General features: G+C 72.2%; 17 protein-coding genes. 10 read left to right on the forward strand and 7 right to left on the reverse strand.

The genetic code is table 11. The annotated features are described in order from the left end of the window. The first annotated feature begins 3 nt into the window (after positions 1-3). A complete protein-coding gene (locus K7C98_RS21940; protein WP_224193676.1) occupies positions 4-735 on the forward strand; it encodes a helix-turn-helix domain-containing protein in 732 nt (243 codons plus the stop codon). Between the two features lie 121 nt (positions 736-856). Here K7C98_RS21940 and polA read toward each other — a convergent pair whose 3' ends face one another. Then, entirely contained in the window at positions 857-3,526 is a 2,670-nt protein-coding gene (gene polA / locus K7C98_RS21945; protein ID WP_224193677.1) for a DNA polymerase I, read from the reverse strand. Between the two features lie 556 nt (positions 3,527-4,082). Here polA and K7C98_RS21950 point away from each other — a divergent pair. Further along, a complete protein-coding gene (locus tag K7C98_RS21950; RefSeq protein ID WP_224193678.1) occupies positions 4,083-6,350 on the forward strand; it encodes a MopE-related protein in 2,268 nt (755 codons plus the stop codon). Positions 6,351-6,392: 42 nt separating this feature from the next. Here K7C98_RS21950 and K7C98_RS21955 read toward each other — a convergent pair whose 3' ends face one another. From K7C98_RS21955 to K7C98_RS21970, 4 genes are all read right to left on the reverse strand, one after another. After that, a complete protein-coding gene (locus K7C98_RS21955; RefSeq protein WP_224193679.1) occupies positions 6,393-7,616 on the reverse strand; it encodes a hypothetical protein in 1,224 nt (407 codons plus the stop codon). Positions 7,617-8,297: 681 nt separating this feature from the next. Further along, entirely contained in the window at positions 8,298-9,416 is a 1,119-nt protein-coding gene (locus K7C98_RS21960) for a Type 1 glutamine amidotransferase-like domain-containing protein (protein WP_224193680.1), read from the reverse strand. A 159-nt stretch (positions 9,417-9,575) separates the two neighbouring features. Next, the gene (locus K7C98_RS21965) at positions 9,576-10,205 is read right to left on the reverse strand and encodes a hypothetical protein (protein ID WP_224193681.1); all 630 of its coding nucleotides are present in this window, start codon (positions 10,203-10,205) and stop codon (positions 9,576-9,578) included. Positions 10,206-10,622: 417 nt separating this feature from the next. Beyond that, positions 10,623-11,399 carry an AgmX/PglI C-terminal domain-containing protein gene (locus K7C98_RS21970; RefSeq protein ID WP_224193682.1) on the reverse strand — a complete coding sequence of 259 codons (777 nt, stop codon included), beginning with the start codon at positions 11,397-11,399 and terminating at the stop codon, positions 10,623-10,625. A 10-nt stretch (positions 11,400-11,409) separates the two neighbouring features. Between K7C98_RS21970 and K7C98_RS43820 the strand changes: the two genes are divergently transcribed. After that, positions 11,410-11,538 carry a hypothetical protein gene (locus K7C98_RS43820; protein ID WP_263429709.1) on the forward strand — a complete coding sequence of 43 codons (129 nt, stop codon included), beginning with the start codon at positions 11,410-11,412 and terminating at the stop codon, positions 11,536-11,538. A 227-nt stretch (positions 11,539-11,765) separates the two neighbouring features. Here the strand turns inward: K7C98_RS43820 and K7C98_RS21975 are convergent, their stop codons facing one another. After that, positions 11,766-12,566 (reverse strand): OmpA/MotB family protein, encoded by an 801-nt coding sequence (locus K7C98_RS21975; protein WP_224193683.1) that lies wholly within the window; start codon positions 12,564-12,566, stop codon positions 11,766-11,768. Between the two features lie 699 nt (positions 12,567-13,265). Between K7C98_RS21975 and K7C98_RS21980 the strand changes: the two genes are divergently transcribed. From K7C98_RS21980 to K7C98_RS22000, 5 genes are all read left to right on the forward strand, one after another. Beyond that, positions 13,266-13,487, forward strand: coding sequence for a hypothetical protein (locus K7C98_RS21980; protein WP_224193684.1), 222 nt, complete (start codon positions 13,266-13,268; stop codon positions 13,485-13,487). Between the two features lie 89 nt (positions 13,488-13,576). Further along, the gene (locus K7C98_RS21985) at positions 13,577-14,512 is read left to right on the forward strand and encodes an ATP-grasp domain-containing protein (protein ID WP_224193685.1); all 936 of its coding nucleotides are present in this window, start codon (positions 13,577-13,579) and stop codon (positions 14,510-14,512) included. A gap of 28 nt (positions 14,513-14,540) precedes the next feature. Continuing rightward, the gene (locus K7C98_RS21990) at positions 14,541-15,506 is read left to right on the forward strand and encodes an HlyD family efflux transporter periplasmic adaptor subunit (RefSeq protein WP_224193686.1); all 966 of its coding nucleotides are present in this window, start codon (positions 14,541-14,543) and stop codon (positions 15,504-15,506) included. Between the two features lie 14 nt (positions 15,507-15,520). Then, entirely contained in the window at positions 15,521-17,731 is a 2,211-nt protein-coding gene (locus tag K7C98_RS21995; protein WP_224193687.1) for a peptidase domain-containing ABC transporter, read from the forward strand. 32 nt (positions 17,732-17,763) lie between these two features. Further along, a complete protein-coding gene (locus K7C98_RS22000; RefSeq protein ID WP_224193688.1) occupies positions 17,764-18,624 on the forward strand; it encodes an efflux RND transporter periplasmic adaptor subunit in 861 nt (286 codons plus the stop codon). A gap of 114 nt (positions 18,625-18,738) precedes the next feature. Here K7C98_RS22000 and K7C98_RS22005 read toward each other — a convergent pair whose 3' ends face one another. Next, positions 18,739-19,305 carry a DUF4215 domain-containing protein gene (locus K7C98_RS22005; RefSeq protein ID WP_224193689.1) on the reverse strand — a complete coding sequence of 189 codons (567 nt, stop codon included), beginning with the start codon at positions 19,303-19,305 and terminating at the stop codon, positions 18,739-18,741. 107 nt (positions 19,306-19,412) lie between these two features. Between K7C98_RS22005 and K7C98_RS22010 the strand changes: the two genes are divergently transcribed. Further along, complete coding sequence (locus K7C98_RS22010; protein WP_224193690.1) at positions 19,413-19,952, forward strand: HEAT repeat domain-containing protein; 540 nt, start codon at positions 19,413-19,415, stop codon at positions 19,950-19,952. 308 nt (positions 19,953-20,260) lie between these two features. Next, on the forward strand, positions 20,261-20,488 hold the full coding sequence (locus tag K7C98_RS22015) for a dodecin family protein (protein WP_224193691.1): 228 nt from the start codon (positions 20,261-20,263) through the stop codon (positions 20,486-20,488). The last annotated feature ends 313 nt before the right edge of the window (positions 20,489-20,801 follow it).

A 20,801-nucleotide genomic window follows, 5' to 3' on the forward strand; every position in this document is an offset into this window, starting at 1 on the left:
AGCTTGCGTCCCCCCGGCCCAACGCCGATCCTCGCGACCATGACGGATCCGCCCTCGCCGTTCAGCAGTCCGATCTACCCGGTGGGGGTCCGGCGGCTCGCGGCCCACCCCAATCCGGCGCTGGCGCTGCTCGTCGGGCGAACCGGGCCGGTGACGGTGGCGGATGCAGGCGGGCGCGTGACCGGGGACGTGCTCGTCGTGCGGCCGGAGGTCACGCACTGCGTCTCCTTCGCCGAGCGCGGCGCCGATGTGCTCTACCTGAACGGCCTCGCCTTTCCCTTCACGGCGCCGCTGGCGGTCGCGGCCTCGGGCGCGATCGCCCGACTGGCCGCGCGCGCGATCGGGGGCGAGGCCGATGCGATCGCCGAACTGCGCGCGCGCCTGGGCCTGGCCACCGCGCCGCTGGCGAGCGGCATGGCCGCGATCGTGCGCGCGATCGAGGCCGACCCGATGATGCGGATGCCGCAGACCGAGCTGGCGCGGCGGCTCGGCATGGAGCGGACACAGGCCCTGCGCCGCTTCAAGGCCGCGACAGGTCTGACGTTTCGCGCGTTCAAGCTGTGGTCGGGGCTTCAGCACGCGGCGCGGCAGATCGAGGCGGGCGTGCTGGTGCGCACCGCGGCGATGGACGCGGGCTTCGCCGACACTGCCCATCTCTCGCGCAGCTTTCGCGCCCTGTTCGGGCTCTCGCCGAGCGCGGCGATCGCAGGGCTCGGCGAGGGCGGCCCCGCGTGACCTCCGGCCCCGATCGGCCGTGCTCGCTGTCCGGACGCACCGGCTCGCCGCGCGTGTCGTCGCGGTGGTTCGCACGCAGGCGCTCGCGTAGCCGCGCGACGCGGCCAGCAGCGACGGCACCTCAGTGCGCGTCGCCCCAGCTCTGGCCGACGCCGATGCCGACCTCGAGCGGCACGTCGAGCGGGTGCGGTCGCTCCATCACCCGCCGCGCCAGATCGGTGGTCGCCGCGACCTCGGCCTCGGGCACCTCGAACACCAGCTCGTCGTGGACCTGCAGCAGCATGCGCGCGTGCGGGGCCACCTTCGGCAGCTCGCGGTCGATCTGCAGCATCGCCAGCTTGCACAGGTCGGCCGCCGAGCCCTGGATCGGGGTGTTGGCGGCGATCCGCTCGCCGGCCGCGCGATCGGTGTCGTTGCGGCTCGACAGCTCCGGGATCCAGCGCCGCCTGCCGAGCAGCGTGGTCACGTAGCCCTTCTCGTGGGCCTCGGCGATCGTGCGGTCGAGCCAGCGGCGGACCCCGGCGTAGTACTCGAAGTAGCTCTCGATGTAGCGCTGCGCGTCCTTGCGGGCGACCCCGAGGATCTGCCCCAGCGCCGTCGCCCCCTGGCCGTAGATCGTGGCGAAGTTGACCGTCTTGCCGACGTTGCGCTGCTCCTTCGTCACGTCCTCGGGCGCGACCGAGAACAGCAGGCCGGCGGTGCGGCGGTGCAGGTCGAGCTTGTCGCGGAACGCCTCGAGCAGGCGCGGGTCCTGGCTGAAGTGCGCCAGCACCCGCAGCTCGATCTGACTCCAGTCGGCCGAAACGATCCGCAGCCCCTCCGCGGCGACGAAGGCCCGGCGGATCCGCTTGCCCTCGGGCGTGCGGATCGGCGTGCGCTGCAGGTCGGGATCGGTGGAGATGAGCCGCCCCGACACGCCGACGGTCTGCTGGAAGCTGGCGTGGATCCTCCCGGTCTCGGGCGCGATCGCCTCACGCAGCACGTCGGTGTAGGTGTTGATCAGCTTGGCCAGCTCGCGCTGGGCCAGGATCTGGCGGGCGATCTCGTGCTTGGGCGCGAGCCGCTCGAGCACCTCGGCGTCGGTCGAGTAGCCGGTCTTGTTCTTCTTGATGACCGGCAGCTTGAGCTCCTCGAACAGCACGTCGGCCAGCTGCTTGGTCGAGCCGATGTTGAACTCGTGGCCGGCGAGCGCGTAGATCCGGGCCTCGATCTCGGCCTTGCGCGCGGCGAACTCCTCGCCCATGCGCGTGAGGTCGTCGCGGTCGACGCGGATGCCGGCCAGCTCCATGCGCGCCAGCACGTACGCGAGCGGGTGCTCGACGGCCTGCCAGTGCGCCGCCTGCCCGGCCTCGGCCAGCCGCGTGTGCAGCACCGGCCCGAGCGCGAGGACGACGTCGGCCAGCTGGGCCGCGTAGGTGGCCGCGGCCGCGATCTCGACCGCGCTCGGCGGCCGCGCCGACTTGCCGCTCTTGAGCAGCGAGGTGGCGGCGGGGATCGAGCGCTGCACGTACTCGCGGGCGACCTGGTCGAGGCCGTGCGGGATGCACTTGACGGGGTCGACGAGGAACGAGGCGATCATCGTGTCGAGGATCTCGCCGCCGAGCTGGAGGCCGTGACGCCAGCAGAGGATCGCCAGCTGCTTGACGTCGTGGACGAACTTCGGCCGCGAGGCGTCGGCCAGCAGCCCGCGCAGCAGCTCGATCGCCGGCTCGCCGAGCGCCTGACCGACGCCGCGGAACGCCAGGTAGAGCGGCTTGCGCTTCGCGGTGGCGAGCGCCAGGCCGACCAGCTCCGCGTGGTGGACCCGCGCGGGCGGCTCGTACAGCGGCACGATCGCCACCGGCTGGCCCGCCGGCAGGGCGTCGATCGCCGCGCGCGCGGCCTCCGGCGTCGTCGGCACCTCGACCTCGATGTCGGGCATGTCGCCGAGCTTCGCGTCGGCGCCGCCGGTGAGCAGCGAGAAGAACTCGAGCTCGCGGTAGAGCGCGTCGAGCTCGGCGGGGTCGGGCGGCCCGAGGCGGAGCGCGTCGAGGGTGACGTCGAGCTCGGCGCGGTCGTCGACGGTCGCCAGCCGGCGGTACAACTTGGCCGCCTCGCGGTGCTCCTCGAGCGCGGCCTTCTGCTTGCCCTTGAGCTCGTCGATGTGCTCGAACACGCCGTCGAGCGAGCCGTACTTCTCGATCAGCGCGGCGGCGCCCTTCTGGCCGATGCCGGGAACGCCGGGGATGTTGTCGACGCTGTCGCCCATGAGCGCCAGCAGGTCGGGGATCCGCGCCGGCGGCACGCCCCACTTCTTGCGCACCAGCTCGGCGTCGTAGGTGACGTCGCGCATGGTGTCCTGCATGCGCACGTGCTCGCCGACCATCTGCGCCAGGTCCTTGTCGCCGGCGACGATCACGACCTCGAGCCCGGCCTCGACGCCGCGCCGCGCCAGCGTGGCGATGATGTCGTCGGCCTCGTAGCCGGGCACGCGCAGCAGCGGGAAGCGATTGGTCGCGACCACGCGATCGATCGTCGCCAGCTGCTGCCCGAGCTCGCTCGGCATCGACGGCCGCTGCGCCTTGTACTGCGGGAACTGCTTCTCGCGGTGCGTCTGCGCCGGCGAGTCGAACACCACCGCCCCGCGCTCCGGCATGCGCCCGGAGAACAGCTTGCGGAACATCGTCGCAAACCCGAAGATCGCGTTGGTCGGCAGACCCGTCTTGGTCTGCAGGTTGGCCGGGATCGCAAAAAAGGCCCGGTAAATGAGCCAGGAGCCGTCGACCAGCACGAGCCGCTCTGCCTTCGCCATGCGCGGCATGATACGCCGGTGCGAGTTCGCGCGCGAGCCCCCCGGCGCGGCCGCGACGCGGGCGCCGGCCGCGGACGCGGCCCAGCTCGCTGCGGGGCGCTTGCCACGTCGCCTCCGACGCAGTACCCGGGCGAGCCGCACGATCGGCCGTGTCCGTCGCGCCCGCGGGTGCGTCGCGGGGAGGACCCTCGCGCCGCGACATCGTCCTGCAGGCATTGATCGATCGGCGAGACGAACCGGAGCAGATTGCGAGGACGACTGTCCGCTCGGTGGCGTAGATCTCACGCGCCGCCGCGACGATCGCCGCGCGATCGATCGATGATTCACGCATTCGCATCGGGGACCGCCGGCCAGGCGCGCCCGCGCCCGCCGAGAATGTGCAATGTGCGTCGCGCCGCGCGGACCCGTCAATGCCGGCGCTGCCACAAATGTATACCGGCGGTCGGGCCGTCTCCGTCGATTCCGCGCGGGCGCGAGCTGTGCGACGGGTCGCAGGAAATATCGGTCGCCGCGCGCACATTTCATCGCCACGGAGCGAGCGATGCGGCGGGGCCGGTTGGGAGGAACGATCATCGCTGCGCTGGCCGCGAGCGCGCTGGACGGCGCCCCGGCCCGCGCGGAGCCGCTGCCGCGGGCGCAGATCGTCCAGCGCGGCGACTTCGTGCTGTTCGGCAACACCCTGGCGCACGACTGCTCGCCCAAGATCCCCGCCCCGGTCGTCGGCACGGTGGGCAATTGCGGCCAGGCGATCGCCGACGGCGGGGCGGACGTGCTTTGGCGATCCGACACGCCGATCGGCGGGGCGGCGATCGCCAGCACGGCGATCGACCACACCGAGGCGCGCAGCTCCGCGGTGCTGCTGCTGCCGCCCGGGGCCGTGGCCACGCACGCGTTCCTGTACTGGGGCGCGCAGCTGGCGATCGCCGCCGCCGACTCGACGGTGCGGCTCGAGCGGCCCGGGTTCATCGACGTCGACCTCGCGGCCGACGCCTGCTTCGTCGGCTTCGACGGCAGCTACGTGTGCACCGTGGACGTGTCGGAGCTGGTCGTGGACCGCGGGCCCGGCCTGTTCCGCGTGTCCGGCGTCGAGGTGCGCCCGTTCGCCGGACTGCTCGACGAGGAGGTGTTCGCCGGCTGGTGGATGGTGGTCGTGTTCGAGCGGCCCGGCGACCCGCTGCGCAGCATCAACATCTTCGAGGGCCTCGACCTGATCCTCCCGTGGCAGCCGCTCGAGACGACGCTGTCCGGCTTCATCGCCCCGCTGGCCGGCCTCAGCGGCAGGCTCGGCGTCGCCGCGTTCGCCGGCGACCACGAGGCCATCGGCGACCAGCTGCTGCTCGGCGACCTGCCGGTCGGCGACGGCCTCAACCCGACCGACGACTTCTTCAACGGCACCCGCTCGATGTTCGGCTTCCCGATGGCGGTCGCCGGCGACCTGCCGCGGCTGTCGGGGCTGCCGGCCAGCATGTCCGGCCTCGACCTCGACGTCTTCGACATCACCGAGTTCATCGACCCGGTGCAGACGTTCCTGCCGCTGACCGTCCTCACCGTCGAGGACGCGGTCGCCCTCGCCACGATCGTCGTGTCGGCCGAGACCGCGACGCCGCTGCTCGAGATCGTCGAGCTCGTGGTCGACCTCAACGGCGGCGCCTGCGTGCCCGGCGACGTCCTCGAGTTCAACGTCACGGTGACCAATGTCGGCACCGACGCCGCCGTCGACGCGGTGCTCACCGACGTGCTGCCGTTCGGCCTGACGTTCGTGCCGGGCACGCTCGAGATCACCGACGGCCCGCAGGCCGCGGTGCTGTCGGACGTCGAGGGCGACGACCACGGCGAGCACATCGACGGCGAGCTGACGGTGCGCCTCGGCGCCGGCGCGGACGAGCTCGCGGGCGGCGTCCTGCTGGTCGGCGAGTCGACGACGGTCCGCTTCGAGGCCGTCATCGACGACAACGCCGAGGGGATCCTCGTCCACGCGGCCGGGGTGAGCGCCGCGGGCCTGCTCGGCGGGCCGCCGTTCGTGGAGGAGCTGGAGGCCGAGGGCTTCCTGGTCGAGGAGTGCGACGAGACCACCCTGTGCCCGTTCGAGGTCCCGCTGTGCGACCTCGGGCCGACGCCGAACGTCTGCGTCGAATGCATCGACGATGGCGACTGCGGGGCATTCGAGTCCTGCGACCCGCTGTCGAGCACCTGCGTGTGCGAGCCCGCGGGCCCGGAGCTGTGCGACGGCTTCGACAACGACTGCGACGGGACCATCGACGAGGGCTTCCAGGTCGGCGGACCCTGCTCGCTCGGCCTCGGCGAGTGCGAGACGCCCGGCGCGCTCGCGTGCGACGAATTCGGCGCGGTCGTGTGCGACGGCCAGCCCGCCCTCCCCCAGTTCGAGCTGTGCGACGGCCTCGACAACGACTGCGACGGGACCATCGACGACCTGTGCCTGATCTGCCTGGCCGACAGCCACTGCGGCGGTCCCTTCAGCGGACGGGTCTGCGACGTCGACGGCTACTGCGTCGACGGCTGCCGCGCGCTCGGGAACGGCTGCGCTTTCGGCCTCGTCTGCACGTCGCTGGGCGAGGACATCGGCGAGTGCCTGTTCCCGAAGAACGACGAGGAAGCGGAGGAAGAGGACGACGAGCTCGCCGACGCGGTCGGCGATCTGATCGAATGCGATTGCCGCCCGGGCACGAGCGCCTCGGGCCCGCTGCTGCTGGCCCTGGCCGCGCTGCTCCGCCGCCGTCGCGCCGCTCGTCCGCGGCGAGGCCGTGGAGCTCGCCGCGAGGCGAACGCGCCCTCGCGGCCGAGCTCCGGCGCGGATCGTCCGTGAGGGCGCGGCGCGGTGGCCGGCGCTCGCATCACCCGTGCAGACTCATCGCTGCGAGATGGCGCTCCACACCGCCTCGCCGAAGCGCTCGCGCAGGGCGTCGCCGATGCACTCGTGGACCGCGCCGACCAGGTCGTGCTGGACGCTCTCGATCAGGCGATAACGCAGGCCGTCGACGATCTGCTCCGGGTTGAAGCCCCCGCCGAGCGTCATCTGTTCGGCGCAGACCGAGCGGAGGGCGCCGCCCAGCCGCTCGCGGAGGGTGTCCTCGAGCTTCTGCTTGACGAGCGACTCGAGGCGCTCGCGCACCGCCTCGCCCACGCGGTCGCGGACGTTCTCGATGATCCGCTCGCGGAGATGCTCCATCATGAAGCTGCCGTACTGCCCGCCGTACTGCCCGCCGTACTGCCCGCCGTAGCCGGGGTAGTACCCCATGCCGCCGCCGGGCTGGCCGCCGGTGAACCGCTCGACCAGGGCGACGCGGACCACCTCGCGCAGCCGCTCGCGGACCCCCTCCTCCATCCCGTCGCGGATGAGCTCGCGCATGCGGTCCCGCATGCCCTCGCCCAGGCGCCGCTCGAGCGTGTCGATCAGCTTGTCGCGGACGAGCATGACGATGACCTCGAAATCCCCGCCCTTCGCCTTCGCCTGCGAGATGGCCGCGTTCAGCGCCTCCGGGAGCCGCTCGCGGAAGGCCTGTTGCACGCGCTCGCGGACCGCCTCGCGCAGCCGCTCGCGGGCCATGGTGACGATGCGCTCGCGGATCTCGGGCTCGATGCGTTCGCGGATCTTGAGGGCGACGCTGTCCGTCGTGTTCCAGTCGAAGAGCTGCGCGGTCGGACCCTCGCTGAGGGTCTCACGGATCGTGTTGTGCAACCGCTCGCGGATCGCGTCGCCGACGCGCTCGCGGACGACCTCGACGAGGCGCTCGTGGACCACCTCGCTGAAGCGCTCGCTCACCCGGTTCGTGACGGTCTCGAGGTTGAAGCCGCCCGGGCCGAAACCTTCGAGGAAGGCGTTCCGAAGCTCCTGCCCGAGGCGCTGGCGCACGAGGTCGCGGACGCGATCCTTCATCGCCTCCATCAGGCGATGGTGAACGGCGTCGACCACCTTCTCGCGGATCGCCTCGCGGAGCCGATCGTGCACCACCTCGGACAACTGCTCGAACTGTGCCTCGGGGATCTGGCCGCCGAAGCCGCCGAACTGCTGCCCGAATCCGCCTTGCATCTGCTGCACGGCCGCCTGGATGGCCTGGTTGAGCATTTGCATGTCATTGTTGTCCAGCTGCTGTTTCCCCATATACCCTCACTCTCAATCGTTCTCGTGCTTCGGTCTGTGGATCTTCCGGCAACGCGAGGGCGCCCCGCCGGCCCCTCACGCCTGCGGATACCCTCGCCGATGCCGTCGATGAGCCAGCGACGCCCCATTCGGCAGTTCGTCGCCCGGTCATCCTTTTGGCCCATGACGGGCGCCGGTTAGATGGACCGGACTCAACAGACCGTCAAACACGGGCGAAAGCGGGCCGAGGGCCGGGTTCCTCGCCGCGCCTCGAACGGCGCCGAATCGCGGCGTCCGCCCGCCCGGGCCGACTCGCGCCGCCCCGGCTCCTCGACGCGCCTCTATTCATTGTTATCTCGCCGCGCGATGGGTCGACGAGCGGCTCCGCTCGCCATGGATTGGGCGATTGAACGCCATTCGTCGCCGGCGCGTGCTCTCGGCCCATTCATCGCCCGCGCGCGCGGCCGCTCGCGGGCGCCGCGCAGAGGGCTGATACCTACGAGAGGCCCCGACGACATGCGCAGCCGCCGCGGGATCGCTGCAATCGACGGGCGGATGAGACGCGCACAAACGCCCCGGCGACCGCGCTGCATGCGTGCGATCCGCCGGGGTGCGGTGACGCGATTCGCGATCGCGGGCGTATCGGGTCGCGCTCGCGCTCCGCCGGCGGCGTCACATGCGAATCACTTCGCCGCGGTGGTAGCTGAGCTTGCGGCCCTCGGGGTCGAACACGTAGACGCAGTCGTCCTCGCCGACGCTCGCGGCCTTGTGCACGCCTGGCTCGAACAGCAGGAAGGAGCGCTGGTTGAGGCCGACGCACGCGTGGTGGCGGAAGCGGCGCGCGAGGTAGGCGAGGTTGTCGGGGTCGTCGGTCTGGATCCGCTCGGTGCAGTGCGGGAACAGCTGGATGTCGCGCACGAGCGCCAGGCCGCGGTCGTACAGCTGGAAGTCGCGGCGCTTGGTGGCGAAGTCGTTGTAGATGATGACGCGCTCGCACAGCACCATCGCGCCGGCCGACATCGCCACCAGCTGGGTGCCGCGGCGGAGCGCCTCGGCGAGGACGTCGCGCAGGCGGAAGAACCGCAGGGCGTCGAGCAGGAGGTCGAGGTGACCGCCGAACAGGATGATGCTGTTGGCCGCGAGGATCCGCCGCTCGAGCCGCTCCTGCGCGGCCCGCCAGGCCGGGTCGTAGGCCAGGCCGACGGCGTCGAACGTGCGCTGCTCGATCTGGTCGAGCAGGTCGACCAGGTGATCGTCGTTGGCCTCGAGGGTGTCGAGCGCGTGCCGCAGCTCGCGCGACAGCGTGTAGCGCAGCAGCCGTCCGCCGGTGCCGTAGTGGCCCTGCGCGCCGGCCAGGCGGGCCACGGTGATCGCCGGGTCTTCGCGCTTGGCGACCGCGAGGGTCCGGCGGAACAGCGAGATCAGGTGGGCGTTGTGCTCGAGGTAGAAGGCCCGCGCCATCTCGGCGATCCGCCGCTCCTCGTGCCACGCGGCCAGCAGCCGCGGGGCCGTGCGCGCCAGCCCGCGGACCTCGTGCAGCAGCGAGAGGTTGACCAGCGTCTGGTCGTAGCCGCCCTCGTAGTGCGAGTGCAGGCCGATGTTGTTGAGCGACCGCTTGACGTGGGCCTCGTCGTGCTCGCCGTCGCCCCAGGCGGCGGTGACGAGCAGGGTGCGCCGCGAGCGGGCGACCTGGGGGTCTTCGTGCCGCGACGACAGCAGCAGCGGCGCCGCCATCTGCACCAGCACGTCGACGGTCTCGGCATTGCCATTGAACAGAACCGCGCCTCGCATGGGGCCGGGATGGTAGCGCAATTCGCCGGCCGCGAGGCCGCGCCCGCGCCGCCGGGCCCGCGCGGACCGCGACGTCGGCAAGGCCCGGACCCCTCTTTGAAGACGACGCCCGGCACTGACGATTGTCGCGTTCGTCGGCGACGCATTGGCCCCACCGGCTCAGGGCGGCGCGCCCTGGGCGATCCACGCCTCGATGAGGTCGAGGTCCCTGTCGAGCAGGAGGTCGCTCGGCGGCATGCGCTTGCCCTTGCCGCCGACCTCGTCGTGGGTGCCGGCGATCTTGTGCCACAGGTAGCTCTCGTCCGGCTGCCCGGGCTCGACCAGGGCCATCGACTTCACGTCGTCCGCGCGTTCACGAACGATACTCTCGTAGGCGCGGCCGACCCCGAGGTCGGGGGACGGATCGCCGTCGCCGTGGCAGGTGCAATAATCGGAGAAGATCGGCTGAATGTCGCTCTCGAAATCGAGGGCGTGCTCGTCGTCGTCCTCGTCCGTGGTGCCGCCCGTGGTCGTGCCGCTGGTGGTCGTACCCGTCGATGGCTCGGGCTCGACGGCGCCGGTGGTGGTGCCCGGCCCGGTCGTCTGCGGCTCGCCGGTGGAGCTCGAGGTGGCGTCGCCCGTCGCGTCGGCGGTGCCCGTGGTCGGCGCGACGATCGTCGCGGTCGTCTCCGCCGCGGTGGTCGCCATACCGGCGCCCGCCGAGACGCCGCTGCCGTCGTAGACGCAAGCGACGAGGGCGACGCCCGGGAGGACGAGCCGCGCCATGCGGATGAGGGGGAGGCGAATCATCACAGTCAACGTATCGCCGCTCGCGGGCCGCGCCAGCGCCGACCGCCGGCGCTGTGACGCGGCGCGGCGACCTCGCGGGCGCCCGCGCGCCGTCGCCGTGGTCGGGCGCACCGTCGACGGGCGCTCGCGCGATCGCCAATGTGGGCACGGCCGCGACGGTCAATCCACTGACATGTTCCGAGAGACATCTATGATGACGCGACGAGAGGGCTCGCATGGCCGGCGGACCGCGGTTCGCCGCGGACGAGGGCGGCGACAGGAGCACGCCGATCGCGACATGGCGGCATTTCGAGACCCGCCGGCCGCACGGCCCGCGCGGCTCATGACATGGCCTTCAGGACAGGAGGTGCCGCGCCGACTCACACGGCACGACATCGGCCGCGTGCCCTCGCCACGCCGCGTCGGCGGCGCCGCGTCTCAGCGCTCCGGCTCGAACTGCACGCGCCAGGGGATCACCGCCAGCTCGCCCGAGGTGGTCGGCGCGAACGCGGTGTTGCCGATGACCTCGAGCACGCAGGCGCCGACCTCGGGGGCCTCGCGGATGTTCTCGACGATCGCCGCGGCCCGCACCCGGCCGTCGCCGGAGATGGCGATCTCGAGCGCGACCCGCCCGCGCAGCGTCAGGCGCTGCGCGAGCGAGCGGCGATAGCAGTCGCGCAGGTCGTCGCGGCGGGCCGCCATCACGAGGACGACGTTCGCCTGGTCGAGCGGGTCGACGCCGGTGAGGCTGGGCTCGGGGCGCGGCCGGCACAGCGCGGGCTCGGCGGTGCAGCCCCGGCGCATGAACTCGGCCGAGTCGGGCGCGCCGACGCCGGCCGCGGCGGAGATGCACGAAGGGGCATGTCCTCCGAGACAGGCCGAGACGTAGAGCGAGGTCGCGGCGGCCGGGTCGCGCTCGAGGCCCTCGCCGCGGTCCCACGCGCGCGCCAGGGCGGCGCAGCCGAACGGGTTGGCGAGGTCGCACGCGCGCCGGAAGTACGCCGCCGCCAGCGGCAGCTCGCCGAGCTCGCGGTACTGCGTCCCCACCTCGACGCAGGCCGCCCCGTCGCCGCCGTCGCAGCGGTTTGTGAGCACGTCGTACGCGCTCGGCGGCGGCAACGGCTCGGCCTCGGACTCCATGGGCACCGCACACCCGGACACGAGCGACAGGACCGCCGTCGCCAGCGTCACCTGCCGAGAGCGCGAGCTCCACATGTTTCGCAGCATGCCACGCCTGGCCGTGGTCGGCGACGCCGTCGTCGTCATGCCGGCGCTGCGCGGCTCGCGGCCTGCGTCCGAGATCGTCGGCCCGCGCCCCCAGGAGGGTGCGCAGAGTCGCCCCCAGGTCCGATGAACGGCGCCCACGAGCAGGGTTCGCCGCGGTCCCGCATCGGTGCCGGTCCTGCAGTCCGCGCGGTCGACGCTCGCCAGCGCAGCGGACGGGCACGAGGGCCGGCGATCGGCCGCTCGAGCCCCGGCGCACGAGGCATCGGTCTGCCCGTCGAGCGGCAGCACTTCCCGGCTGCGAGGCGGTCACCCGCGGCGACGCTCGCCCGTCGCTCGCACGCCTGCCGCCCGCGATCACTTCGGCGCCAGCTTGGCCCGCGGGTACAGCACGATCTCGATGCGGCGGTTCTTCGCCTTCGACTTGCTGTTCGGGCGGTACTGGCCGAACGCGACCGCGGCCAGGCGCGCCGGATCGACCTTCGCCTCGTCCTGCAGGTAGTGCACGACGGTCAGCGCGCGCGCGGCCGACAGCTCCCAGTTGGTGATGAAGGGCAGCACCGCGTCGCTGCCGGCCGGCGGCTCCTCGGCCTTGACCTTGCCGCCCTTCTTGCCCTTCGGCGCCTCGACCTTCGGCGCGGGCGGCGGGCCCTTCGGCTTGCGCACCACGATCGGCGAGTCGTCGGTGTGGCCCTGCACCCAGATCTGCTTGTCGTCGATGTCCTTGAGCGCCGCGCCGACCTCCGCCAGCACCTTGCGGCCGTTGTCGGTGAGGTCGGCCTCGCCGACGGGGAACAGGATCTTGTCGACCAGCTCGACGCGCACCGCCCCGTCCTCGGTGGTCACGTCGCCGAACTTGCCGACGACCTCGGCGAGCTTGGTCTGCAGCGCCGCGGCCTCGTCGGCCTTGGCCTTGAGCTCCGACTCCGACTTGCGGAGCGCCTCGCTCTCCGCCTTCTGCTCGTCGAGCGCGCGCTTGGTGTCCGCCAGCTCCTGCTCGAGCTCCTGCACGCGCGGGTCCGGGCCGCGCTCCGTTTCGGGCGCGGGCCCCGGGGCCGACCCGGCTGCTCGCTGCGCGCCGGGTTGCTGCGCGCCGCAGGCGGGGACTGCCACGAATGCCGCGACGGCGATGACTGCACGGAGATGCTTGATCGGCATGCGCCGAGGGTAGCCCGAACCGCGTCTGCGGCGGGAGCCCGCGATCGTCGAACGGTCCGCGGGGCCGCGGTCGGGGTCCACGGCCCGCACACCCGAGTTCACCTGGTAGTCACTGGCAGATTCGCCGACGACGCCTCGATCGTCGACTATGGTGATTTGCGATGATCCGCCTCCTCGCACAAACCGTATGTCCGCGGACAGGCCCGATCGGACGTCCGCTCGCTGAAAACCCGCCTATGTCCGCCGACAGGCCCGCTCGGACACGCCAGCCGCAGAAATCGGGTGACGTCGATCACACCAATGATTTCCGCGAATGTGTGCTCGACGCGCGCGGGGAGATCCACGCTTCGCGTTCGCCGCACAATGCGCGGTCCCCACCATTCGAGCGGAGATACACACATAGCACTCCCGAAATTGCGCTCGATCTGCTTCCATGTGGGGGCGTAGAGCCGCAGAAAAACCGGCGTTGCGAGCGGGTCTGCGCCATCCCTGCGGCCGGATCACCGATATCGGTCGAGTCCGATGTGACCTCGGCGGACTCGACCGATGAAAAAATCATGGTGCCGCGACGCGACCGATCGTGCATTCTCAGCACCTCGCCGGCGGCGCGAATGTCGCCTCCGCGAGGGCGTGTTCGTCGCATCGCGGCGACCTGTGATTTCCTTTGTTCATTACCAGCAAATAGAGAGAGAACGAACAATGAAGAACGACAAGAAGAGCAAGAAGCAGTTGAAGGACCTGTTCATCGAGGACCTCGGCCAGGTCACCGGCGGCAAGGGCCCGATCTTCACGACTCAAGCCATCGGCGAGGAGGGCCCCGAGGCCACCACGCTCGCCATCGGCGAGGAGGAGCCGATCTACACCACCCTCGCCGTCGGCGAGGAGGACAACGCCACCACCAAGGCGCTGGGCGAGGAGTAGTCCTTCGCACCGCCGGGGGGCGGTCCGCTGCCCCCCGGCACCTCGCAATCGAGCCTTCATCTCCTCTTCCCTTCCCGAATTTTCCCGCCATGTCCGATTCCCCGATCGTCATCGTCGGCGCGCTCGCGGACCCGCACGCGCGCGCCATCTACGAGGGAGTGCGCGCGCGCGGCTGCGAGCCGGTGGTGCTCGACGCCCAGCGCTTCCCCGAGGACCTGCCGATCGCGCTGGGCGAGGCGCCCGACGCGGTCGTGATCGAGGGCCGGCGCGTGGGTCGGCCGGCGTCGGTCTACGTGCGCAGCCTCTACCAGAGCCCGGCGGCCTACGGCGTCGACGCCGACGAGGCGATGAAGGAGGACTGGCGCCGCACCACGCTGGCGTTCCGCGAGCGGTCGACGCTGCTGTCGGCGATCTTGCTGCGCTGGGAGGCGCTCGGCTCGGCGACCTACAACCCGACGTCGCTCTCGCACAACATCACCAAGCCGTTCCAGCTGACGCTGCTGCAGGCGGCCGGCCTGCCGGTGCCGGCCACCCTGTGGAGCAACGATCCCGCGGCCGTGCGCGCGTTCTGCAGCGAGCACGAGGCGGTGTACAAGCCGGTGGCCGGCGGCGCCGCCACGCGCAAGGTCGAGGCGAAGGACCTCACCGACGAGCGGCTCGGCAAGCTCCAGGCCGCTCCGGTGTGCTTCCAGGAGCTGCTGCCCGGCGACGACGTGCGCGTGTACGTGATCGACGGCCGGGTCGTGTGCGCCCTGCGGATCGTCACCGACGCGATCGACTTCCGCCAGCACGAGCAGCGCATCGAGGCGATCGCGCTCGACGACCAGGTCGCGCGCGAGTGCGTACGCGCGGCCGAGGTCATCGGCCTGCGCTACACCGGCATGGACATCAAGGCCGACCGCCACGGGCGCTACAAGATCCTCGAGCTGAACCCCTCGGCGATGTTCCTCGGGTTCGAGCAGCGCGCGGGCGTCGACATCCGCGGGCCGCTGTGCGACGCTCTCGTCGCTCATCGGTCCGCGTGAGCGACCGGCGCGGAGCGCGGGAGACACGGTGACCGAGCCCAGCACGAGCGAGGCAGCGACGACCGCGGCGGCGCGGCGCGTCATCTTCCGCGACGCGGCGCTCGAGGCCCATCGCCGCGCGTCGCGGCCGGGGCACCCGCTGCACATCGTGCCCTCGTGGACGCGCTGGGCCGTGACGGTCACGCTGGCGCTGGTCGGCGCCGGCCTGGTGTTCGCCGCCACAGTGCGCGTCGGCGAGTACGCCGAGGGCCGCGCCGTGGTCCGCCGCGAGGGCCGGCTCGTCGTCACCACCTCGGCGCCGGGCACCGTGCAGCACATCCCGGTGCGGCTCGGCCAGCGCGTCGCCGCCGGCGAGGTGCTCGTGCGCCTCGACGACGCCTCGCAACGGGCCGAGCTGCAGCGGGTCGAGCGGGAGTACGAGCAGCGCCTGGTCGAGCTGCTGCGCGAGCCGGCCGACGACACCCGGCGCGAGCGGCTGGCCGCGCTCGACGGTCAGCTGCAGCTCGCGCGCGCGCGGGCGGCCGAGCGCTCGGTGGTCGCGCCGGAGCCGGGCGTGGTGTCCGACGTGCGCGTGCGGCCGGGGCAAGCGCTCGCGCCCGGCGACGCCGTCGTCGCCGTCGAGCAGGACAGCGCCCAGACCGTCGTCGTCGGCCTGTTCCCCGGCCACTACCGGCCGCTGCTCGGCGCCGCCGAGACGCGGCTGACGCTCGCGCTCGAGGGCTTCCCCGACAGCCGCCAGGACGTCGTCGTGCGCTCGGTCGCCGACGAGGTCGTCGGCCCCGCCGAGGCCATGCGTTACCTCGGGCGCGACCGCGAGGGTGCGCTCGCGCTCGACGGTCCGGTCGTGGTCGTCGTCACCGTCTTGCCGTCCGACACCTTCGTCGCCGACGGCACCGAGTACCGCGTCTACGACGGCATGCAGGGCACGCTCGAGGCCAAGGTGCGCTCGGCGACCATCCTCGAGACCCTGGTCCCGGCCCTGCAGCACTTCTAGGATCGGCGCCCGCCATGAGCACCTCGCCCGAGCACGACCGCGCGCTGGCCAGCCGCTTCCCGGCGCTGCAGCGGCTCGGCGTGATCGGGCCGCGCGGGCAGCTCGAGCACGTGCAGCAGATGACCGCCGCCGACTGCGGCGCGGCCTGCCTGGCGATGGTGCTGCGCTACCACGGCCGCGAGGTCGGGCTCGACGAGCTCGCCGGGGCCATGGGCGCCGACCACAACGGCGTCAGCGCGCTCGGCATCCTCCGCGCCGCCCGCGGCTACGGCCTGCGCGGGCGCGGCGTCCAGGTCGAGGACCTCGACGACCTGCGGCTCGTCCCGCGCGGCGCCGTCCTGCACTGGGAGTTCAACCACTTCGTCGTGTTCGACCGCCTCGATCGCCGCGGGATCCACATCCTCGATCCTGCGCACGGGCGGCGGCGGATCTCGCCGGCCGAGTTCGACCAGGCGTTCACCGGCGTGGCCCTGCTGCTCGAGCCGGGCGAGGCGTTCGCGCCCGAGCGGCGGCGGCGACCGCTCGTGCGCCGCTACCTCGGGCGGATCCTCGCCTACCCGGCGCTGTGGAGCCGCTCGCTGTTGATGTCGGTGCTCGTGCAGCTGCTCGCGCTGGCGCTGCCGCTGATGACCACGCTGCTCGTCGACCGGATCCTCCCGCGCGGCGACCTCGGCCTGCTGCAGGTGCTCGGCTTCGGCCTGGTGATGATGGTGCTGTTCACCTTCATCAGCTCGTGGGTGCGCGCCAACCTGCTGGTCCAGCTGCGCACCCTGCTCGACGCCGACATGACGATCGGCTTCCTCGATCACCTCGTCGACCTGCCCTACGCCTTCTTTCAGCGGCGCTCGACCGGCGACCTCATGCTGCGGCTCGGCAGCAACGCCGTGGTCCGCGAGATCCTCACCTCCGGCGCGCTGTCGGCGGTGCTCGACGGCACCCTCGTCAGCCTCTACCTCGTGCTCATCTTCTGGGCCAGCCCGACCATGGGCGCCGTCGTCGTCGCGCTCGGGGCGGTGCAGCTGTCGCTCTACTGGGCCACGCGCCGGGTCCAGCGCGAGCTGATGAGCGAGGGCCTGGCCGCGCAGGCCAAGACCTCGAGCTACGAGGTCGAGATGCTCGGCGGCATCGAGACGCTCAAGAGCATGGGCGCCGAGTTCCGCGCCGTCGACCGCTGGTCCAACCTGTTCGTCGACGCGCTCAACGTCTCGCTGCGGCGCGGTCGCCTCGACGCGCTGATCGGCGCCTTGCTCGGCAGCTTCGCCATGGCCGCGCCGCTCGTGATCCTCGGCACCGGCGCGATGCTGGTGCTCGCCGGCGATCTCAGCCTCGGCGCCATGCTCGGCCTGTCGGCGCTCGGCGCCGGCTTCCTCGGCCCGCTGTCCGCGCTGGTCGCGGTCACGCTCAAGTTCCAGCTGCTCGGCAGCTACCTCGAGCGCATCGAGGACGTCATGCAGTCCGAGCCCGAGCAGGACCCAGTGCGGGTCAAGCGGGCCCCGCCGCTGTCGGGCCGGATCCAGACCGAGGCGGTCGGCTTCCGCTACTCCGACAGCGTGCCGCCGGCGGTCGTCGACGTCACGGTCGACATCGCCCCGGGTCAGTTCGTCGCGGTCGTCGGCGCCTCCGGGGCCGGCAAGTCGACCCTCGCCAAGCTGCTGGTCGGCCTCTACCGCCCGCAGCAGGGCCGCGTGCTCTACGACGGCCTCGACCTCGCCGGCCTCGACCTCCGCAGCGTGCGCGAGCAGCTCGGCGTCGTCACCCAGCGCGGCGAATTGTTCGGCGTGTCGATCCGCGAGAACATCGCCCTCGGCCACCCCGAGATGACGCTCGAGGAGGTCGTCGCCGCCGCCCGCGCCGCCTCGATCCACGACGCGATCGCGGCCCTGCCGATGGGCTACGAGACGATCCTCGCCGACGGCGGCGCCTCGCTGTCCGGCGGGCAGCGGCAGCGCCTCGCCCTCGCCCGCGCGCTGGCCGGCCGCCCCGCGATCCTCCTGCTCGACGAGGCCACCAGCAACCTCGACACCGTCAGCGAGGCGGCCATCCAGCGCTCGCTCGCCGCCCTCCGCTGCACCCGCATCGTCATCGCCCACCGCCTCAGCACCGTGATCGACGCCGACGTGATCCTGGTGATGGACCAGGCCCGCCTGGTCGACGCCGGCCGCCACGCCGAGCTGCTCGCGCGCTGCCCACAATACCGCCGCCTGTACGACCGGGAGGCGCCGTGACGTCTCCATTCACAAAACATGCTCTAAAGGGCATGTCCGTTCGGGCATTGTGGGTAGCGGCGCTGGCGTCCGCCTGCGGCGAGGCCCCGCCGGCCCCCGCCGCGGCGCTCGACCCGGCCCCCGCGCCTGCCCCCGCGCCGTCGCCGGCCCCGGCCCCCGCGCCGATGGTCGGCGTGCTCGTGCCCGAGGCCGAGGTCGTGCTGGTGTCGTCGGGCTTCTCGCGGCTCGCGCGGCTCGACCTCGAGGTCGGCGATCACGTGAACGAGGGCGACGTGGTCGCCGCGATGGACGTGCGCGGCGATCGCAACGAGCTGGCGGCCGCGACCGCCGCGTGGAAGGCCTCGACCGCCGAGCTCGAGCGGCTCACGCTCGAGCTCGAGCGGGCCAGGATGACGCGGGCCGACGTCGAGCAGCTCGAGGACTACGTCTCGCGCGCCGAGCTCCGCGAGCAGCGCTACGCCGAGAAGCTGGCCGCCGCGCGCAAGCGCAGCGCCGGCGCCTCGCAGTCGCAGCAGCGCAGCAAGATGGACGAGGCCACCGCGCGGATCGCCGAGTCCGAGCTGCGCGCCCCGTTCGCCGGCGTGATCGCCAGCCGCCACGTCGACGCCGGCGCCACCCTGACCGCCGGCGAGCCCGTCGTGCGCCTGATCTCCGACGCCCGCGTGCTCCGCTTCGCCGTCCCCGAGGCCCGCAGCCACGCCCTGCGCCTCGGCGCTCCCGTCACGGTGACCTTCGCCGACGGCCCCGCGATCGCCGGCGAGGTCATCACCGTCGCCCCGGAGATCGAGGTCGGCACGCGCCTCATCTTCGCCGAGGCCCGCCTGATGGACGGCGAGCCGGCCACGTCGCTGCGGATCGGCACCGTCGCGCAGGTGCGGTTCGCCGGCGAGTGAGACCACCTGTCCCCTGCGACAGATGAGCCCTTCTCATTCGTCGTCACTATACTCATGAATCTTGCGCACCCGTGCCGCGGCGCGCACGGCAGGATGTGGACAGCGAACCATCGCTCAGGCCGCGCTCGCCGACATCACCACGTCCGTCAGCCGGCGCGCTTGAGGTCGCGTCTCACTCGCCCTCGAAGCCGTAGAGCCGCAGGTTGGCAAGACAACTGGTCGGGTTGACCGCCGGATCGGGGTGTGAAAGGTCCAGCTCCCGTCGACCACGCCGCTGCTGCCGTAGTGGCCCTGGAACAGGAACTGCTCGAAGTTCTCTGCGATCACCACCCCGTCGCGCCGCCGGTAGCGACCCAACCCGGCGAAGATCCGCTCCCCCGCGCTCTCGTGAGAGTCGCTCAGCCACGCCCGGTACGACTGCCAGTTGTCGCCCAGCCCCGCCTGCAGGGCCAGCTGCGCGCACAGGCTGTCCGCGCCGGCCAGCCCCCCGATCAGCTCCGGCGACAGCAGCATGCTCGTGGCGAACACCCACCTGGCCCGAAGGCAAGACGCGCAGTTGTCGTCCGGATCGGCGTTGCCGTCGTCGCACTCCTCGGGCGCCTCCACGATCCCGTCGCCGCACACCGCCGTCGCGCCCGTCGAGCTGCTGCTCTCGCCGGACAGCGACGAGGTGGAGGACAACCCCTCGCCGCCGGTCGAGCTCAGCCCCGGACGGCGCGTGGAGCGAGAAGCTGCGCCGACTGCGAGAGAGCCCCTCGCTCGTCGGTCCGGTCGATCGAGCGCGCCTCGTGCCCTTCCTCGTCGCGCACCCGGACCCGCGGGTGCGCGGCGCGTGCGGGCACCTGCTCGCCGCGTGGGGCGAGCACGACGCGCTGCTCCGGCTCGCCGGCGACCCGCGATACGGCGTGATGCAGGCCGCGATGCACGCCCTCGGCAAGACGACGCCGAACGCCGCCGCTGCGCAGTGCGCCCGCACATGCCTCGCGCATCCGCGTGTCACGGGCGCGTGCGCCGAGGAGACGCTGGCGACCTACGTGGCCCACGCTCCGCCCGCCGAGGCCATCCCGCTCCTGGCCCGGCTCGTGGCCGACGACCCGCGCCAGACGGTCCGCCGGCGCGCCGTGCACGCGCTGATCGAGCTGCACGCCGCCCGCGAGCTCGCGGAGCTCCTCCCGCTCCTGGAAGCGCCCCCACGGGTCCACTGGGGCGTGCACCTCGCCCTCCTCGAGGGGTGTCGCAAGCTCGGCCTCGACGGCTCGCGCGGCGCGGACATGCTGCGCGAGGTCGACGACATCCACGTGCAAGGCGCCCTGGCGCGGTTGACGTGAGACAAGACCGCGAGGACATGTCCTAGCAGACATTCATTGCACCTGCGGTCCATCGACATGCCTCAAAGGATATGTCCTAGCAGACATTCATTGCACCCACGATCCATCGACGTGTCTCGAAGGACATGTCCTTGCGGCGACGACAGCCCGGCCTGGCGGCAGCGTCGCCGCGGCGCGCCCGGGCCGCTCGCCCGCCGGGCGCCGACCGGCGCGAGCCGGCCGTGCAGGTCGAGCCGCGACGACGCTCGCCGAGGCCGCTCGACCCGGCGACGAATCGGCCCATGCTTCGTGGCCCGGAGGAACCAAGCATGCCGAACGCTCGCGCCGAGAACAGTGTCGCCAAGATCGTCGAGATCACCTCACAATCGACCAGCAGCTTCCAGGACGCCATCGACCGCGGCATCGAGCGCGCGTCCAGGACGATCAAGGACATCCGCGGCGCGTGGGTCCAGGACCAGGAGCTCGTGTGTGACAACGGCGAGATCGCCGCCTACCGCGTCGTCATGAAGGTGACCTTCGTGCTCGAGGAGGAGTAATTGCCACCAGTGCCGCCACCCCTGAGTGACGTGATTCCATCGCTCTCGGCAATCGCCGCACGATGATCGATCGCGGCCGCGTGTGAAGAGAAGCCACGCCGCGGCCCCGATCGCTCGATTTTGCTCCCCTGCGAAGGCCGCGGTTGCTTCACCCGCGATGCGAACGCCAGCGGGCCGGAGAGACCGGAGTGGCGGGGCGGCAAGCGCCGTGTTCGAGCCCGACCTGCGACTTCAGCTTCCACCGCGAGCTCGAGCGGCTCGGCGGCCGCCAGGCGCTCCCCGGCGGCCGGCGCCGCTGTAATGGACCTGTAAT

The organism is Nannocystis pusilla, from assembly GCF_020073745.1.
Lineage (GTDB): Bacteria > Myxococcota_A > Polyangia > Nannocystales > Nannocystaceae > Nannocystis > Nannocystis radixulma.

Excerpts from the sequence above, each read along its gene's own strand:
- K7C98_RS21985 (WP_224193685.1), top strand. The coding sequence starts at position 13,577 with ATGTCCGATTCCCCGATCGTCATCGTCGGCGCGCTCGCGGACCCGCAC.
- K7C98_RS22015 (WP_224193691.1), top strand. The coding sequence starts at position 20,261 with ATGCCGAACGCTCGCGCCGAGAACAGTGTCGCCAAGATCGTCGAGATC.
- K7C98_RS21955 (WP_224193679.1), bottom strand. The coding sequence starts at position 7,616 with ATGCAAATGCTCAACCAGGCCATCCAGGCGGCCGTGCAGCAGATGCAA.
- K7C98_RS21970 (WP_224193682.1), bottom strand. The coding sequence starts at position 11,399 with ATGTGGAGCTCGCGCTCTCGGCAGGTGACGCTGGCGACGGCGGTCCTG.
- K7C98_RS21965 (WP_224193681.1), bottom strand. The coding sequence starts at position 10,205 with ATGATTCGCCTCCCCCTCATCCGCATGGCGCGGCTCGTCCTCCCGGGC.
- K7C98_RS21960 (WP_224193680.1), bottom strand. The coding sequence starts at position 9,416 with ATGCGAGGCGCGGTTCTGTTCAATGGCAATGCCGAGACCGTCGACGTG.
- K7C98_RS22000 (WP_224193688.1), top strand. The coding sequence starts at position 17,764 with ATGTCCGTTCGGGCATTGTGGGTAGCGGCGCTGGCGTCCGCCTGCGGC.
- K7C98_RS21980 (WP_224193684.1), top strand. The coding sequence starts at position 13,266 with ATGAAGAACGACAAGAAGAGCAAGAAGCAGTTGAAGGACCTGTTCATC.
- polA (WP_224193677.1), bottom strand. The coding sequence starts at position 3,526 with ATGGCGAAGGCAGAGCGGCTCGTGCTGGTCGACGGCTCCTGGCTCATT.
- K7C98_RS21975 (WP_224193683.1), bottom strand. The coding sequence starts at position 12,566 with ATGCCGATCAAGCATCTCCGTGCAGTCATCGCCGTCGCGGCATTCGTG.
- K7C98_RS43820 (WP_263429709.1), top strand. The coding sequence starts at position 11,410 with ATGCCACGCCTGGCCGTGGTCGGCGACGCCGTCGTCGTCATGCCGGCG.
- K7C98_RS21995 (WP_224193687.1), top strand. The coding sequence starts at position 15,521 with ATGAGCACCTCGCCCGAGCACGACCGCGCGCTGGCCAGCCGCTTCCCG.